Annotated in this window: 9 protein-coding genes; all 9 read left to right on the plus strand. The window is 61.0% G+C overall.

Annotation, left to right across the window (positions count from 1 at the left end; all coding sequences use genetic code 11):
* A partial coding sequence (locus B7G66_RS05240; RefSeq protein ID WP_048858891.1) for an efflux RND transporter permease subunit occupies positions 1 to 1,986 on the plus strand: 1,986 nt, incomplete at its 5' end.
* Positions 1,983 to 3,278, plus strand: a complete 1,296-nt coding sequence (locus tag B7G66_RS05245; protein ID WP_003621137.1) for an efflux RND transporter periplasmic adaptor subunit — start codon at positions 1,983 to 1,985, stop codon at positions 3,276 to 3,278. The genes B7G66_RS05240 and B7G66_RS05245, both read left to right, overlap by 4 nt.
* Before the next feature lie 11 nt (positions 3,279 to 3,289).
* Positions 3,290 to 4,903, plus strand: coding sequence for an efflux transporter outer membrane subunit (locus B7G66_RS05250; RefSeq protein WP_003621135.1), 1,614 nt, complete (start codon positions 3,290 to 3,292; stop codon positions 4,901 to 4,903).
* A 106-nt stretch (positions 4,904 to 5,009) separates the two neighbouring features.
* Positions 5,010 to 5,444 (plus strand): 50S ribosomal protein L11, encoded by a 435-nt coding sequence (gene rplK / locus B7G66_RS05255; RefSeq protein WP_003621133.1) that lies wholly within the window; start codon positions 5,010 to 5,012, stop codon positions 5,442 to 5,444.
* A 5-nt stretch (positions 5,445 to 5,449) separates the two neighbouring features.
* Positions 5,450 to 6,145 carry a 50S ribosomal protein L1 gene (gene rplA, locus B7G66_RS05260; protein WP_003621131.1) on the plus strand — a complete coding sequence of 232 codons (696 nt, stop codon included), beginning with the start codon at positions 5,450 to 5,452 and terminating at the stop codon, positions 6,143 to 6,145.
* Positions 6,146 to 6,427: 282 nt separating this feature from the next.
* On the plus strand, positions 6,428 to 6,946 hold the full coding sequence (gene rplJ / locus B7G66_RS05265; RefSeq protein ID WP_003621130.1) for a 50S ribosomal protein L10: 519 nt from the start codon (positions 6,428 to 6,430) through the stop codon (positions 6,944 to 6,946).
* 102 nt (positions 6,947 to 7,048) lie between these two features.
* Entirely contained in the window at positions 7,049 to 7,420 is a 372-nt protein-coding gene (gene rplL, locus B7G66_RS05270) for a 50S ribosomal protein L7/L12 (protein WP_003621128.1), read from the plus strand.
* A gap of 290 nt (positions 7,421 to 7,710) precedes the next feature.
* Entirely contained in the window at positions 7,711 to 11,883 is a 4,173-nt protein-coding gene (gene rpoB, locus B7G66_RS05275) for a DNA-directed RNA polymerase subunit beta (RefSeq protein WP_048858892.1), read from the plus strand.
* Positions 11,884 to 11,988: 105 nt separating this feature from the next.
* Entirely contained in the window at positions 11,989 to 16,185 is a 4,197-nt protein-coding gene (gene rpoC, locus B7G66_RS05280) for a DNA-directed RNA polymerase subunit beta' (RefSeq protein WP_040510964.1), read from the plus strand.
* Positions 16,186 to 16,226: the final 41 nt, after the last annotated feature.

The raw sequence follows: 16,226 nt of genomic DNA on the forward strand, positions 1-16,226 counted from the left end.
CTTGTCGATGACGCCACCGTCATGATCGAGAATATCGACGCCCATCTGGAAATGGACAAGGATCTGGAAACCGCGATCATCGACGCGGCGAACCAGATCGTCATCCCCACCTTCGTCTCCACCTTGTGTATCTGTATCGTGTGGATGCCGCTGTTCCAGTTGACGGGGGTGGCGGGGTGGCTGTTCATGCCGATGGCCGAAGCCATCATCTTTGCCATGATCGCATCGTTCATCCTGTCGCGCACGCTGGTGCCGACGATGGCGAAATACATGCTTGCGGCCCAGGTGGCCGCCCACCATGCGCTGGCGACAGGGCAGGCGGCCCCGTCGCAGAGCATCTTTGCGCGGTTCCAGCGCGGGTTCGAGGCGTATTTCGTCCTTTTCCGCAATCGCTACCGCGAGATCCTGATCCGCCTGCTGGCGACGCGCAGGCGCTTCGTGCCGCTGTTTTCGATACTGGCGTTCTGTTCGCTCGGGCTGCTGTTCTTTGCGGGGCAGGATTTCTTCCCCGAAATCAATTCGAACGCGCTGTCGATCCATATGCGCGCGCCGCTTGGCACCAAGATCGCCGAGGCAGGCAAGATTTCCATGCTGGTGAATGACGAGATCGACCGCCTGCTGCCCGGGGAGGTCGAGGGCATCGTCAATAATTGTGGCCTGCCATTCAGTCCGCTGAACCAGGCCTTCATTCCCACGCCCACCGTCGGCACGCAGGACTGCGACCTGACGGTGACGCTGAAGGATGAGGAAGCGCCGGTTGCGAAATACCGTGCCGTCCTGCGCAAGGGGCTGGCGGAGAAATTCCCCGGCACCGAAATCACCTTCATGCCTGCCGACCTGACGGCCAAGATCCTGAATTTCGGCCTGCCCGCGCCAATCGACGTGCAGGTATCGGGCCGTAACCTGTATGGTAATTTCGATTTCGCGCAGCACCTTGCAGCGCGCCTGCGCAAGATTACCGGCGTGACCGACGTTGCGGTGCAGGAACCGATGAATACCCCCACCTTGCGCGTCAATGCGCGCCGGACCTATGCGCTGGGGACCGGCCTGACGGAAGCGGACGTGGCGAACAATGCGCTTGCCGTGCTGTCGGGCAGCGGCCAGGTCGCGCCCACCTATTGGCTGGACCCCAAGACCGGGGTGTCGCATCTGGTGGATATCCAGACACCGTTGCAGTTCCTGCAGACGATGAACGACCTGGAGACGATCCCTATCGACCGGGGTGACGGCAATCCGCGGAACCTGCCGCCGCAGATCCTTGGCGGTCTCAGCCAGATCGTGCAGACCGGCACGCCGGGGGAGGTCGCGCATTACAACATCATGCCGGTCTTCAACATCTATGCCACGAACGAGGGGCTGGACCTTGGCACCGTCTCACGCGAGGTGACGCGTGTGGTGGAGGAGGAGCGCAAGTCGCTGCCCCATGGGTCAAGCCTGTATGTCCGTGGGCAGGCGACGACCATGAACGGCGCGTATGTGCAGCTCATTTCCGGTCTCGCGATGTCGATCCTGCTGGTCTACCTGATCATTGTCGTCAATTTTCAGTCGTGGCTTGACCCCTTCATCATCATCACCGCGTTGCCCGGCGCGCTGGCCGGTATCGCGTGGAGCCTGTTCCTGACGCATACCGCGCTATCGGTGCCGGCGCTGACGGGGGCGATCATGTGCATGGGCACCGCGACGGCGAACTCAATCCTGGTGGTGTCCTTCGCGCGTGAGCGGATGGACCTGCACGGTGATGCGGTCAAGGCCGCGATCGAGGCGGGATATGAACGTATCCGTCCCGTGCTGATGACCGCATCGGCCATGATTATCGGCATGCTGCCCATGTCGCTGAGCAATTCGCAGAACGCGCCGCTGGGCCGCGCGGTGATGGGCGGACTGATGGTGGCCACGTGCGCCACGCTCCTGTTCGTGCCATGCGTGTTCGCGCTTATTCATTCACGAAAATCCAAGACCACGACTGCCGAGGGAGAACGCGCATGACGGGCGCCGATGATATCAAGGGCCAGCGCGGGCGCGGCGGCAGGATCTGGGTCTGGCTGGGGGTGGTCGTGGTGGCCGTCATCGTTGTCGGCGGGATTGTCGAACGCCGCATGCATGTCGAAAGCCTGAGCCGCCAGACAGCCGATGCCGCCATCCCGCGCGTGCAGGTGATCGAGCCGGAACATGGGCCAAAGACACGCACGCTGGACCTGCCGGGCAATATCTCCGCATGGTACCAGGCCCCGATCTATGCGCAGGTCTCGGGCTATGTGCAGATGTGGTACAAGGATATCGGTGCGAATGTGAAGGCAGGCGAAATCCTGGCCACGATCGACACGCCGGGCCTTGATGCGCAGTATGCCGCGTCCAAGGCCAATTTCGACGTTGCAATGGCCCGTTACAAGCTGGCGCAGATCACGGCGAAACGCTGGAAGGCGTTGCAGGGCACGCAGGCTGTCTCTCAGCAGGAGGTCGATGTGCAGGCCGCCAATGCCGAGGCGCAGGCCGCCGAGGTCGAGGCCGCCCGACATGAGGTGTCGCGTTATGCCGCGCTGATCGGGTTCAAGCAGATCGTCGCCCCGTTTGATGGTGTGGTGACGTCACGTCTGGCTGACGTGGGTGATTATGTGAATGCGGGCGGCGGGGATGTCTCCTCCCATGGGACGGCAAGTGAGCTGTTCAGCGTGGCGGACGTGCATCGCATGCGTATCTTTGTGTCCGTGCCACAGGATTATGCCGACATCATCGGGCCCAAGCTGACGGGCGACATCACCGTGCCGCAATATCCGGGACGGGTGTTCAAGGCGAAGTTCCTTGCCACGGCCAAGGCGTTCAATGCCTCCACCCGCACGGTGACGACCGAACTGGTGGTTGATAATGACAAACGTGAACTGTGGCCCGATTCCTATGCCACCGTGCATTTCACCGCGCCGGGGGACCCTGATATCCTGATCCTGCCCGAAGGTGCGCTGCTGTTCCGTGCGCAGGGCATGCAGGTGGCGGTGGTCGATGACCATAACCGCATCAGGCTGCGTAATGTCACCGTGGGTACGAACCTTGGCACCAAGGTGCAGATACTTGCGGGCGTGGGGCTGCATGACCGTGTGGTCAACAACCCGTCTTCCGGCCTGCTGGAGGGACAGGAAGTGTATCTTGTCGGCTCCACCCCCGGATATAACGATGTCGGTGCGTCCGCGATGGCGAAGACCCCGGCGCGTGAAAGCACGAAGGACGACGATGTCCGGGCCATGCCCGCGGATCAGGGGGCGACGGACGCCGGGGCGCGCCGATGAGGGGCGGCCTCATGTGGGGGCGGGCACGCCGCCAGTCGATGCGCGCGGCCTGCCTTGCCGGATGCGCGATGATGGCCGCGGGCCTTGGCGGGTGTGTGGACCTTGCGCCGAAATACAGGCACGCGCACTACCTCTATCCCGATAACTGGCAGGGGGAGGGCATCATGCATTATGGTGCCCCCGCCGATGGTGCGCCGCGTGGCGACTGGTGGGTGGTCTTTAACGACCCGCTCCTCAACAGGCTGGAGGAACGCGCGGGCCGCCTGAATCCTGATCTGCAGGCCGCGGCTGAAACCTTTACGCAGGCACGCGACCTGTCGGCGGAGGCGGCGTCGGCGCTGTATCCGCAGATCGGTGGCAATGCAGGGGCATCCAATAACCAGTCGTCGCAGCACCGGCTATGGCGTGGGGCGGGTGCCCAGGGCCCCACCTATATGTCATCGCAGCAATGGGGAGCCAGCGTCCGGTGGGAGCCTGATTTCTGGTCTGAAATCCGCAACCGCAAACGTATGCGCCAGCAGCAGGCACAGGCCGCCGCCGCCGATTTCGCCGTGGCGCGGCTGAGTATCCAGTCCGAACTGGCTAATGATTATATGCAGTTGCGTGGCATGGACGCGCAGCATGCGGTGTATCAGGACTCGATCAGATATTACCAGACGGCAGTGCAGATCACCCAGATGCGTCAGGCCGGGGCGATCGCGGCAGGTATCGACGTATCGCGCGCGCAGACACAGCTTTCGGCCACGCAGGCGTCCGACACCGACCTGCAGGCCCGCCGCGCGGTGATGGAACATGCGATTGCGGTGCTGGTGAACACCTCGCCATCCGCCTTTCATATCATGCCGATTACCGAAATCCGCTTCCCGAAGGTGAAGATCGCGGTGGGGCTGCCTTCCACCCTGCTGGAACGCCGTCCCGATGTCGCCAGTGCCGAACGCAACATGGCGCAGGCAAACCGGGCGATTGGCGTGTCGCGCGCGGCATTTTATCCACATGTAACCTTCAGCGCGATGGCGGGGTTCATGGATAATGGCTTTACCCTCGATAAGGTCGCGAACGGCATGTACAATTATGCCGCGCAGGCTGTGCTGCCCCTGTTCCAGGGGGGGATGCGGCGCGCCGAACTGCAACGTAGCTGGTCGCAATACCGTCAGGCGGAAGACCGGTATCGCGCCACGGTGCTTGCCGCGTTCAAGGATGTGGAGGACGGGTTGAGCCTGACCCATGACCTTGATGTCGAGGCGGGGCAGGAAGGCGAGGCCGTCAAGGCGTCGCTGCGCACACAGAACATGACGATGCAGCTTTATACCGGCGGCCTGACCAACTACCTTGACGTGGTGGTGGCACAGGTGGCGGCGCTGACTGCACGCATCGCCCAGGTACAGGTGGAGACCCGCTACATGCAGGCGCAGGTCGAACTGATCCGCGCGCTTGGCGGGGGATGGGACAGCAGCCAGTTGCCGAACCACCGGCAGATCCGTCCGTTTGGCCCGCTGCAATATTCCCACCTGCGGATTCCCAAGGCCGCAGGTGGCGTAAATGTCGATAATGGCGCGGAGTCGAAGGACCTCGAAATGCCTGCCCTGCCCGCGCAGGGGTTGACAGCACCCCCGAATCAGCGGTAGGTGCCCGCCTCTTATCGGAACGCGGGAGGTCCATTGCCCTTGCCACATCATGGCAGGGGTGACCGCCAGAACCGCGGTCCGGGTGAAACAGTCAGGAGCCCCGGATATGGCCAAAAAAATCGTTGGCTACATCAAGCTGCAGATCCCCGCCGGCAAGGCGAATCCCTCCCCGCCGGTTGGTCCGGCCCTTGGTCAGCGCGGCCTGAACATCATGCAGTTCTGCAAGGAGTTCAACGCGAAGACGCAGGGTATGGAACCGGGGATGCCCATTCCCGTGGTCATCACCGCCTATGCTGACCGCACCTTCAGTTTCATCACGAAGACCCCGCCGAACACCTATTTCCTGATGAAGGCCGCCAAGGTCAACAAGGGAAGCTCCACCGTTGGCAAGTCCGCGACGGTTGGCAAGGTGACGATTGCGCAGCTGCGCGAGATCGCCGAGGTGAAGATGAAAGACATGAACGCCAATGACATCGACGGCGCCGTGCGCATGCTGACCGGTTCAGCGCGCTCCATCGGCCTCGACGTGGTGGAGGGCTAAAGTCCATGGCAAAGAACAAGCGTCTGGCCGCCGCGCGCGCCAATGTTGATGCGACCAAGGCCTATGGCCTGGACGAAGCCATCTCCCTGGTGAAGCAGGGTGCGAAGGCGAAGTTTGACGAGACGGTCGAAATCTCCATGAACCTGGGCATTGACCCGCGTCATGCCGACCAGATGGTCCGTGGCCTGCTGTCCCTGCCGAATGGTACGGGCAAGACCCTGCGCGTTGGCGTGTTCGCCCGTGGCCCGAAGGCCGAGGAAGCGACTGCCGCCGGGGCCGATGTTGTCGGTGCCGAAGACCTGGCCGCCAAGGTGCAGGCTGGCGAGATCGAGTTCGACCGCTGCATCGCGACGCCGGACATGATGGCGCTGGTCGGCCGTCTGGGCAAGATCCTTGGCCCGCGTGGCCTGATGCCCAACCCGAAGCTGGGCACGGTCACGATGGATGTGAAGGGCGCCGTTACCGCGGCGAAGTCCGGTCAGGTCGAATACCGTGCGGAAAAGGCCGGTATCGTGCATGCCGGTATCGGCAAGGCCTCGTTCGACGAAGCCAAGCTTGCTGAAAACATCCGCGCATTCGTCGATGCGGTGCAGAAGGCCCGTCCCACGGGCGCGAAGGGCACCTACATCAAGAAGGTGTCCCTGTCGTCCACGATGGGACCGGGTGTGCATCTCGATGTGGCGACGCTCGCTGCATCCTGATGAAGGATTGTCCCGCCCCTGATGGGGTGGGATAAAAGGGAATGGCCCGTCCTGCGGGCCGTTTTCCGAACCTGTCCATGACCGGATGTGGCCTTGTGCCTTGATTACCCCTGTGGGGTTGCAGCCGGAAGACGGGGATTGCCGGGCCGCAGGTGCATGTCACCTGACACTGGTTGTTCCGTTTACAAAGGACAGGCGAACCGGGGCAGGCCCATGTTGGGCAGGCCCCAAGGGTAAACCCAATCCACCAGGTTTTCTGGTGGATGACGATGGAGACGGGATTTGGACCGTACGGAGAAGCGGGAGTTTGTTGCCTCCCTCGCGGCCGTGTTCGCCGAGACGTCCATGGTCGTTGTCACCCGTAATGACGGGCTGACGGTGGCTGATGTGACGGAACTTCGGCGGCGTGTGCGCGCGGCCGGAGCGACTTACAAGGTCGCGAAGAACCGGCTGGCCAATCTCGCCCTGGCAGGGACCCAGTTCGAAGGCATCGCGCCGCTGCTGAAGGGGCCGACCGCGATTTCGTGGGCGGATGAACCTGTTGCAGTTGCAAAGGTGCTGGTCGAGTTCGCCAAAACCAATGACAAGCTTGTTCTGCTCGGCGGATCGCTTGGCTCCCAGACACTGAGTGTCGAGGGTGTCAAGGCGCTGGCGGAACTGCCCTCCCTGGACGTGCTCCGGGCGCAGCTGGTGGGGCTTATCTCCACGCCGGCAACGCGCATCGCGGGCGTGCTGCAGGCGCCGGGCGGACAGCTTGCACGGGTTTTTGGTGCCTATGCCAAGACGGGCGAGGCAGCCTAGCCACCCCTGTCCCGGTAAGCCGGGATATCAACAAAATGGTACTTTTTCGAAATTTCGGGATTGTGCCACGCCAACCAGTGTATAAATTAGGAAGACTGAATCATGGCCGATCTGAACAAACTTGTTGACGAACTGTCCGCTCTTACGGTTCTCGAAGCTGCTGAGCTGTCGAAGCTGCTTGAAGAGAAGTGGGGCGTTTCCGCTGCCGCTCCGGTTGCTGTTGCTGCCGCTGCTGCTGCTCCGGCCGCTGCTGCTGAGGAAAAGACCGAATTCGACGTGGTGCTGGCGAAGGCTGGCGACAAGAAGATCAACGTCATCAAGGAAATCCGTGGCATCACGGGCCTGGGCCTGAAGGAAGCCAAGGACCTGGTCGAGGGCGCGCCCAAGACCGTCAAGGAAGGCGTCAGCAAGGATGAAGCCGAGAAGATCAAGAAGACCCTTGAAGACAACGGCGCTTCTGTCGAAATCAAATAAGATGTATCCTGTCAGCATTCCCTGTTGTGGATGTTGAGATGATATTCAGGTGAGGGTGGAGGTCGTCAGACCTCCGCCCCCTTGGGCGTTACAGGCACCCTGACCGTCAAGGTCTCGGGTGCCTTTGGCGGTAGAAGGGGCCGTCCTCAAGTCATGTGAAGGGACGGGTCCGGGGTTGGTCCATGAGGATGGGCAACCTGAAAGAATTTCTGGATCTGTCTTTGTCCCGAGCCGCAAGGCCATGATGGAGGACGGGGAGCAGGTCTGTGTGGATGGGGGCTGGATAGGCGATGAACGCGATTACGAAATCGTTCACGGGACGCAAACGCATCCGCAAGAGCTTCGGGCGTATACCCGAAATCGCTCCGATGCCCAATCTGATCGACGTGCAGCGTGCCAGTTACGAGGCATTCCTGCAGATGAACGTGTCACCCGACAGCCGGACACCGACCGGTTTGCAGGAAGTGTTCCGTTCCGTCTTTCCGATCAATGATTTTGCCGGACGTGGGCGACTCGAATTCGTCAGCTATGAACTCGAAGAGCCGAAATACGATGTTGAGGAATGCATCCAGCGCGGGCTGACCTTTGCCGCGCCGCTGAAGGTGATCCTGCGCCTGATCGTGTGGGACGTGGATGAGGATACGGGATCGCGTTCGATCCGCGATATCAAGGAACAGCCGGTCTATATGGGCGACATGCCGCTCATGACCGACAACGGCACGTTCATCATCAACGGGACCGAGCGCGTCATCGTCAGCCAGATGCATCGCAGCCCCGGCGTGTTTTTCGACCACGACAAGGGCAAGACCCATTCATCGGGCAAGTTCCTGTTCGCCGCACGCGTCATTCCGTATCGTGGGTCGTGGCTGGATTTCGAATTCGACAGCAAGGACCTGATCTACGTCCGCATCGACCGCAAGCGCAAGCTGCCGGTCACGACGCTTCTGTACGCGCTGGAGGGCGAGGAATCGCGGGCCGCGCGCGAAGCGAAGGCGGCCGAGGGCGGCGACGTCGATTCCATGGAAATCCAGGGCATGAGCCCCGATGAAATCCTTGGCTATTTCTATGGCCAGGTCGAGTTCATCAAGAGCGGGAAGGGATGGGCCCGCCGCTTTGACCCCGATGCGTTCCGTGGCCAGAAGCTGCTGGAACCGCTGGTGGATGCCGATACGGGTGAGATCGTTGCCCAGGTGGACACCAAGCTGACGGCGCGTATGGTCCGCAAGATCGCGGAAACCACAAAGGACGTGCTGGTCGGTCCCGCAGGGCTGATCGGGCGTTTCATTGCGTTCGACATGGTCAACCCCGACACGGGCGAGATCTTTGCCGAAGCTGGTGACGAACTGACCGAAACCCGTCTTGAGGCGCTGGAGGCCGATGGTGTCACCAAGCTGGTGACGCTTGCGATCGATGCGACCAATGGTCCGTGGATCCGCAATACGCTTGCGATTGACAAGAACACATCGCGTGACGATGCGCTGACCGATATCTATCGTGTCATGCGTCCTGGCGAACCGCCGACGCCGGAAACGGCGGAAGCCATGTTCTCCGGCCTGTTCTTCGACCCTGACCGCTATGACCTGTCCGCCGTTGGCCGCGTGAAGATGAACATGCGCCTGGGTGTTGACGTGCCTGACACCGTGCGTGTCCTGCGTAAGGAAGACATCCTGCGCACGGTCAAGATCATGTGCGAGCTGAAGGACGGTCGCGGTGCGATCGACGATATCGACAATCTTGGCAACCGTCGTGTCCGTTCGGTCGGCGAACTGATGGAAAACCAGTATCGTGTCGGCCTGCTGCGTATGGAGCGTGCGATCCGCGAACGCATGGGGTCCGTCGATATCGACACGGTCATGCCGCATGACCTGATCAATGCGAAGCCTGCCGCCGCCGCCGTGCGCGAATTCTTTGGCTCCTCGCAGCTCAGCCAGTTCATGGACCAGACCAACCCCCTGTCGGAAGTTACGCACAAGCGTCGCCTTTCGGCGCTTGGCCCGGGCGGTCTGACGCGTGAGCGCGCGGGCTTTGAGGTTCGTGACGTCCACCCGACACATTATGGCCGCATCTGCCCGATCGAAACGCCGGAAGGCCCGAACATTGGTCTGATCAACTCCCTTGCGACCTATGCCAAGGTCAACAAGTACGGATTCATCGAAACCCCGTACCGCATGGTCGAGGGCGGTGTCCTGCAGAGCGGCTGGAAATACCTGTCCGCGATGGAGGAAGACAAGCTCATCGTCGCGCAGGCGGACGCAGAGCAGGATGCCCACGGGAAGCTGACGGACGAGCTGGTGTCAGTGCGTCGTGGCGGTGATTTCCGCCAGGTCCTGCCCGATGAGGTGACGGCCTGTGACGTGTCGCCCAAGCAGCTTGTGTCGGTTGCCGCGGCCCTGATCCCGTTCCTTGAAAACGATGACGCAAACCGCGCGCTGATGGGATCGAACATGCAGCGCCAGGCGGTGCCGCTGGTGCGTTCCGACGCGCCGCTGGTCGGCACCGGGATGGAAGCGGCCGTCGCCCATGATTCGGGTGCGACCATTGTTGCCCGGCGTCGTGGCATCGTGGACCAGATCGACGGTGCGCGTATCGTGGTGCGTGCAACCGACGATGCGGGTGCGACGCAGGGTGTCGATATCTATCGCCTGCGCAAATATATGCGTTCGAACCAGTCCACCTGCATCAACCAGCGTCCGCTGGTCCGCGTGGGGGATCAGGTTTCGGCGGGCGAGATCATCGCTGATGGTCCTTCCACCGAACTTGGTGAACTGGCGCTGGGGCGGAACGTGCTGGTCGCGTTCATGCCGTGGAACGGCTACAACTTCGAAGATTCGATCCTGATTTCCGAACGCATCGCGCGTGATGACGTCTTTACCTCGATCCATATCGAGGAATTCGAGGTCATGGCCCGTGATACGAAGCTGGGCCAGGAGGAAATCACCCGCGACATCCCCAATGTTGGCGAAGAAGCGCTGCGTAACCTTGACGAAGCCGGCATCGTCTATGTCGGTGCAGAGGTGAATCCGGGCGATATCCTGATTGGTAAGGTCACGCCAAAGGGCGAAAGCCCGATGACGCCGGAAGAAAAGCTGCTGCGCGCCATCTTTGGTGAAAAGGCATCCGACGTCCGCGATACCTCGCTGAAGCTGCCGCCGGGCACCAGTGGCACGATTGTCGATGTGCGTGTCTTCTCCCGCCGTGGCGTGGACAAGGATGAGCGCGCGATGGCGATCGAACGCGCGGAGATCGAGCGTCTGGCGAAGGACCGCGATGACGAGCGCGCCATTCAGGAACGTTCCTTCTACAACCGTCTGCGTGAACATCTGATCGGGCAGACGGCAGGGGCGGGCTTCAAGGGTATCCGTTCTGGCACGCCGATCACGGACGAGGTCCTGTCGGAGCATCCGCGTGGCGCGTGGCGCAATGTCACCGTGACGTCCGATGCGGTGATGGCCGAACTGGAAGTCCTGCGTCGTGAGTTCGATACGGCGGTGTCGCGCATCCAGGCACGTTTCGACAACAAGGTCGAAAAGCTGCAGCGTGGCGACGAACTGCCGCCGGGCGTGATGAAGATGGTCAAGGTGTTCGTCGCGGTGAAGCGCAAGCTGCAACCGGGTGACAAGATGGCCGGTCGCCACGGCAACAAGGGTGTTGTCTCCCGCGTCGTACCGGTGGAGGACATGCCGTTCCTTGAGGACGGAACCCCCGTGGACCTGCTGCTCAACCCGCTTGGCGTGCCGTCGCGCATGAATGTGGGGCAGATCCTTGAAACCCACCTCGGCTGGGCCTGCGCCAATATCGGTCGCGGGATCGGGCAGCTTGTCGATACCTATCACAAGACGGGTGAGAAGCGGCAGGAACTGCTTGACGAACTGCGTTCCGTCTATGGCGAGGATGCTTTCGCAGCCAATATCGCCGATATGACGGATGCCCAGTTGCTTGAACTGTCGAATAACCTGCGCAAGGGCGTGCCCATTGCGACGCCGGTGTTCGATGGTGCGTCGATCCCGGACATCGAAGCGATGCTGGAGAAGGCCGGGCTCGACAAGTCGGGGCAGTCGCAGTTGATCGACGGTCGCACGGGTGAGCCGTTCGAGCGCAAGACCACGGTCGGCTATATCTATATGCTGAAGCTGCATCATCTTGTGGATGACAAGATCCATGCCCGTTCGATCGGTCCGTATTCGCTGGTCACACAGCAGCCGCTGGGTGGTAAGGCGCAGTTCGGTGGACAGCGTTTCGGTGAAATGGAAGTCTGGGCGCTCGAAGCCTATGGGGCGGCCTACACGCTGCAGGAAATGCTGACGGTGAAGTCCGATGACGTGTCGGGCCGCACCAAGGTCTATGAAGCCATCGTGCGCGAGCAGGATGATTTCGAGGCCGGCATCCCCGAAAGCTTCAACGTCCTGATCAAGGAACTGAAGTCGCTGGGCCTGAACGTGGATCTGGAACAGAGCGGTAGCTGATCGTTCCATGAACAAGGTAACGACCCGTCCATACGTTTTATTTTCAGGGATGGGGGCAGATAGTCGGTCTGCCCTCGTTCTTTTCCCTCAGGGGGTTTGCGGCGCATGAATGAACTCATGAAGATCCTTGGCCAGACGGGCCAGGCGATGACCTTCGACCAGATCAAGATCCAGCTCGCCTCGGCCGAGCAGATCCGGTCATGGTCCTATGGCGAGATCAAGAAGCCCGAGACCATCAATTATCGCACCTTCAAGCCGGAGCGCGATGGTCTGTTCTGTGCGCGGATTTTCGGTCCTATCAAGGATTACGAATGTCTGTGCGGCAAATACAAGCGGATGAAATTCCGTGGGATCATCTGCGAAAAATGCGGTGTCGAGGTCACGCTGGCCAAGGTCCGTCGCGAACGTATGGGCCATATCGAGCTTGCCAGCCCGGTCGCGCATATCTGGTTCCTGAAATCGCTGCCCAGCCGGATCGGCCTGATGGTCGATATGACGCTGAAGGATCTGGAAAAGATCCTGTATTTCGAAAGCTATGTGGTGCTTGAACCCGGCACCTCGCCGCTCAAGCAGTACAGCCTGCTGACCGAAGACCAGTATCTCGACGTCATGGACGAACATGGCGACGAAGGGATTGAGGTCGGGATCGGGGCCGAAGCGATCAAGAAGATCCTTGAGCGCATCGACTGCGACCAGGAGAAGGTCGAGCTGCGCCAGGAGCTGAAGGACACCACGTCCGAGGCGAAGCGCAAGAAGCTGGTCAAGCGGCTGAAGCTGATCGAGGCGTTTTCCGAAAGTGAATCGCGCCCCGAATGGATGATCATGGAGCTGATCCCGGTCATTCCGCCGGAACTGCGCCCGCTGGTGCCGCTGGATGGGGGGCGTTTCGCGACATCCGACCTGAATGACCTGTATCGCCGTGTCATCAACCGCAACAATCGCCTGAAGCGGCTGATCGAACTGCGTGCGCCTGACATCATCGTGCGCAACGAAAAGCGCATGCTGCAGGAATCGGTTGACGCCCTGTTCGATAACGGCCGTCGCGGTCGCGCCATCACAGGGGCGAACAAGCGTCCGCTGAAGTCGCTTTCGGACATGCTGAAGGGCAAGCAGGGGCGTTTCCGCCAGAACCTGCTGGGCAAGCGCGTTGATTATTCCGGCCGTTCGGTCATCGTGGTTGGCCCGGAACTGAAACTGCACCAGTGTGGCCTGCCCAAAAAGATGGCGCTGGAGCTGTTCAAGCCGTTCATCTACTCCAAGCTGGAGAAGTATGGTCACGCCACCACCATCAAGGCCGCCAAGCGGATGGTGGAGAAGGAACGTCCCGAAGTCTGGGATATCCTTGAAGAGGTGATCCGCGAACATCCGGTCATGCTCAACCGTGCGCCAACGCTGCATCGTCTGGGTATCCAGGCGTTCGAGCCGGTGTTGATCGAAGGCAAGGCGATCCAGTTGCATCCGCTGGTCTGCACCGCGTTCAACGCCGACTTTGACGGCGATCAGATGGCCGTGCATGTCCCGCTGAGCCTTGAGGCACAGCTTGAGGCGCGCGTGCTGATGATGTCCACCAACAACATCCTCAGCCCCGCGAATGGCAAGCCGATTATCGTGCCGTCGCAGGATATTGTCCTTGGCCTGTATTATCTGAGCCTTGAGACGCCGGAATTCCGCGCTACCCCTGATCGCAACGAATATGATGCGCAGGGCAGGGTGACGGTGAACGGTGCTTCTTCTTTCTCCAGTGTGGGAGAGGTCGAATATGCCCTGACCACCGGTGCGGTGAAGCTGCATGACAAGATCCGCGCCCGGATCGAGAATGTCGACGCGGATGGTACCGTCACGCGTGAAACCGTCGTCACAACGCCTGGCCGCATGCTGGTCGCGCAGATCCTGCCGCGCAGTGCGGCGCTGCCGTTCTCGCTGATCAACAAGCAGTTGACCAAGAAGACGGTGTCCGACGTCATCGACGCGGTGTATCGCCATTGCGGGCAGAAAGAGTGCGTCATTTTCTGTGACCGCCTGATGGGCCTTGGCTTCAAGCATGCGGCGAAAGCCGGCATTTCCTTTGGCAAGGACGATATGATCGTGCCGAAGGAGAAGAAGGAGCTCGTCGAACATACCGCGAATGAGGTCAAGGAATTCGAACAGCAGTATCAGGACGGCCTGATTACGGCGGGCGAACGCTATAACAAGGTGGTTGACGCATGGTCGCGTTGCACGGACGAAGTGCAGGCCGCGATGATGAAGGAGATTTCCAAGCAGGAAATCGGCAAGCCCACCAATTCGGTATGGATGATGAGCCATTCTGGTGCCCGTGGGTCGCCAGCACAGATGAAGCAGCTTGCCGGCATGCGTGGCCTGATGGCCAAGCCGTCGGGCGAGATCATCGAACAGCCGATCATCGCCAACTTCAAGGAAGGTCTGTCGGTTCTCGATTACTTCACCTCCAGCCATGGCGCACGTAAGGGCTTGGCCGATACGGCGCTGAAGACCGCGAACTCCGGCTATCTGACACGACGCCTTGTCGATGTGGCGCAGGATTGCATCATCGTCGAAGACGATTGTGGCACGGAACGCGGCCTGACGGTGCGTGCGGTGATGGATGGCGGCGAGGTTGTCGCATCTCTGTCCGAGCGTATGCTGGGTCGTACGCTTGCGGCCGATGTGCTTGATCCCGCATCGGGTGAGGTGCTGTTCAAGCGCAATACCCTGATTGAGGAAGCGCAGGCAGAACAGATCGAGAAGGCCGGGGTGGAAAGCATCCTGATCCGTTCGGTTCTGACATGTGACAGCCGCGTGGGCGTGTGCGGCCACTGCTATGGTCGTGACCTGGCCCGAGGCACGCCGGTAAACATCGGTGAGGCCGTGGGCGTCATCGCAGCGCAGTCCATTGGTGAACCTGGCACGCAGTTGACGATGCGCACCTTCCATATCGGTGGTGCGGCGCAGCGTGGCGCGGAACAGTCGATGGTCGAGGCGTCACGCGATGGCAAGGCGACGATCCGCAACCGCAACGTGGTGCAGAACAGCCAGAACGTGACCATCGTCATGTCGCGTAACTGCGAAATCCTGCTGACGGATGACAAGGGGACGGAGCGTGCGCGCTATCGCGTACCTTATGGCGCGCGTCTGCTGATCGAAGATGGGGTCGAGGTCACGCGTGGCCAGAAGCTGGCCGAGTGGGATCCGTATACCCTGCCGATCATTACGGAGCAGGCAGGCACGGTCGAATATCTCGACCTGATCGATTCCATCACGCTTGTCGAGCGTATGGATGAGGTCACCGGCCTGACGTCGAAGGTTGTCGTTGACTACAAGCAGGCGTCCAAGGGGGTCGATCTTCGGCCGCGTCTGCAGCTCAAGGATGCCAAGGGCGACGTGGTCAAGCTGGCGAACGGCAACGATGCGCGTTACTTCCTGTCACCTGACTCGCTGCTGTCGGTGGAAAATGGCGCACATGTCAACGCGGGCGACGTGCTGGCGCGCATCCCGCGCGAAGGTTCGAAGACACGTGACATTACCGGTGGTCTGCCGCGTGTCGCCGAATTGTTCGAGGCGCGGCGTCCCAAGGACCATGCCATCATTTCCGAAACCGAAGGTCGCGTCGAATTTGGCAAGGATTACAAGTCGAAGCGCCGTGTCATCGTCAAGAACGACGAAACGGGCGAGGAAACCGATTACCTGATCCCCAAGGGCAAGCATGTCTCGGTTCAGGAAGGCGATTTCGTTCAGGTTGGCGATCCGCTGGTCGATGGTCCGCGCGTGCCGCATGACATCCTGAAGGTTCTGGGGGTCGAGGCGCTGTCCGACTACCTCGTGAACGAGATTCAGGACGTCTATCGTCTGCAGGGCGTGAAGATCAACGACAAGCACATCGAGGTGATCGTCCGCCAGATGCTGCAGAAGGTCGAGATCCTTGAGCCGGGTGATACGACCTACCTGATTGGCGAGACGGTGGACCGGATCGAGTACGAGACGGAGAATACCAAGCGCCTGAACATTGGCGAACGTCCTGCCGTGGCTATGCCCGTGCTTCAGGGCATCACCAAGGCCTCCCTGCAGACGCAGTCGTTCATTTCTGCTGCATCCTTCCAGGAAACAACGCGCGTCCTTACCGAAGCCGCTACGGCGGGCAAGAAGGATACGTTGAACGGCCTGAAGGAAAACGTGATCGTCGGGCGCCTGATCCCGGCGGGCACAGGCAGCGTGATGAACAAGCTGCGTGCAGTGGCTGCCGGCCAGGACCGTCAGCGCCTTGCTCAGGCGAAGCCTGCGGTTGCCTCAACAAAGGCCGCCGAATAATACCGGCTGTGCGGGTGGGGGCCATGTGGCGCCCCACCCGC

It is taken from the genome of Novacetimonas hansenii JCM 7643 (genome assembly GCF_000964405.1).
Classification (GTDB): Bacteria; Pseudomonadota; Alphaproteobacteria; order Acetobacterales; family Acetobacteraceae; genus Novacetimonas; species Novacetimonas hansenii.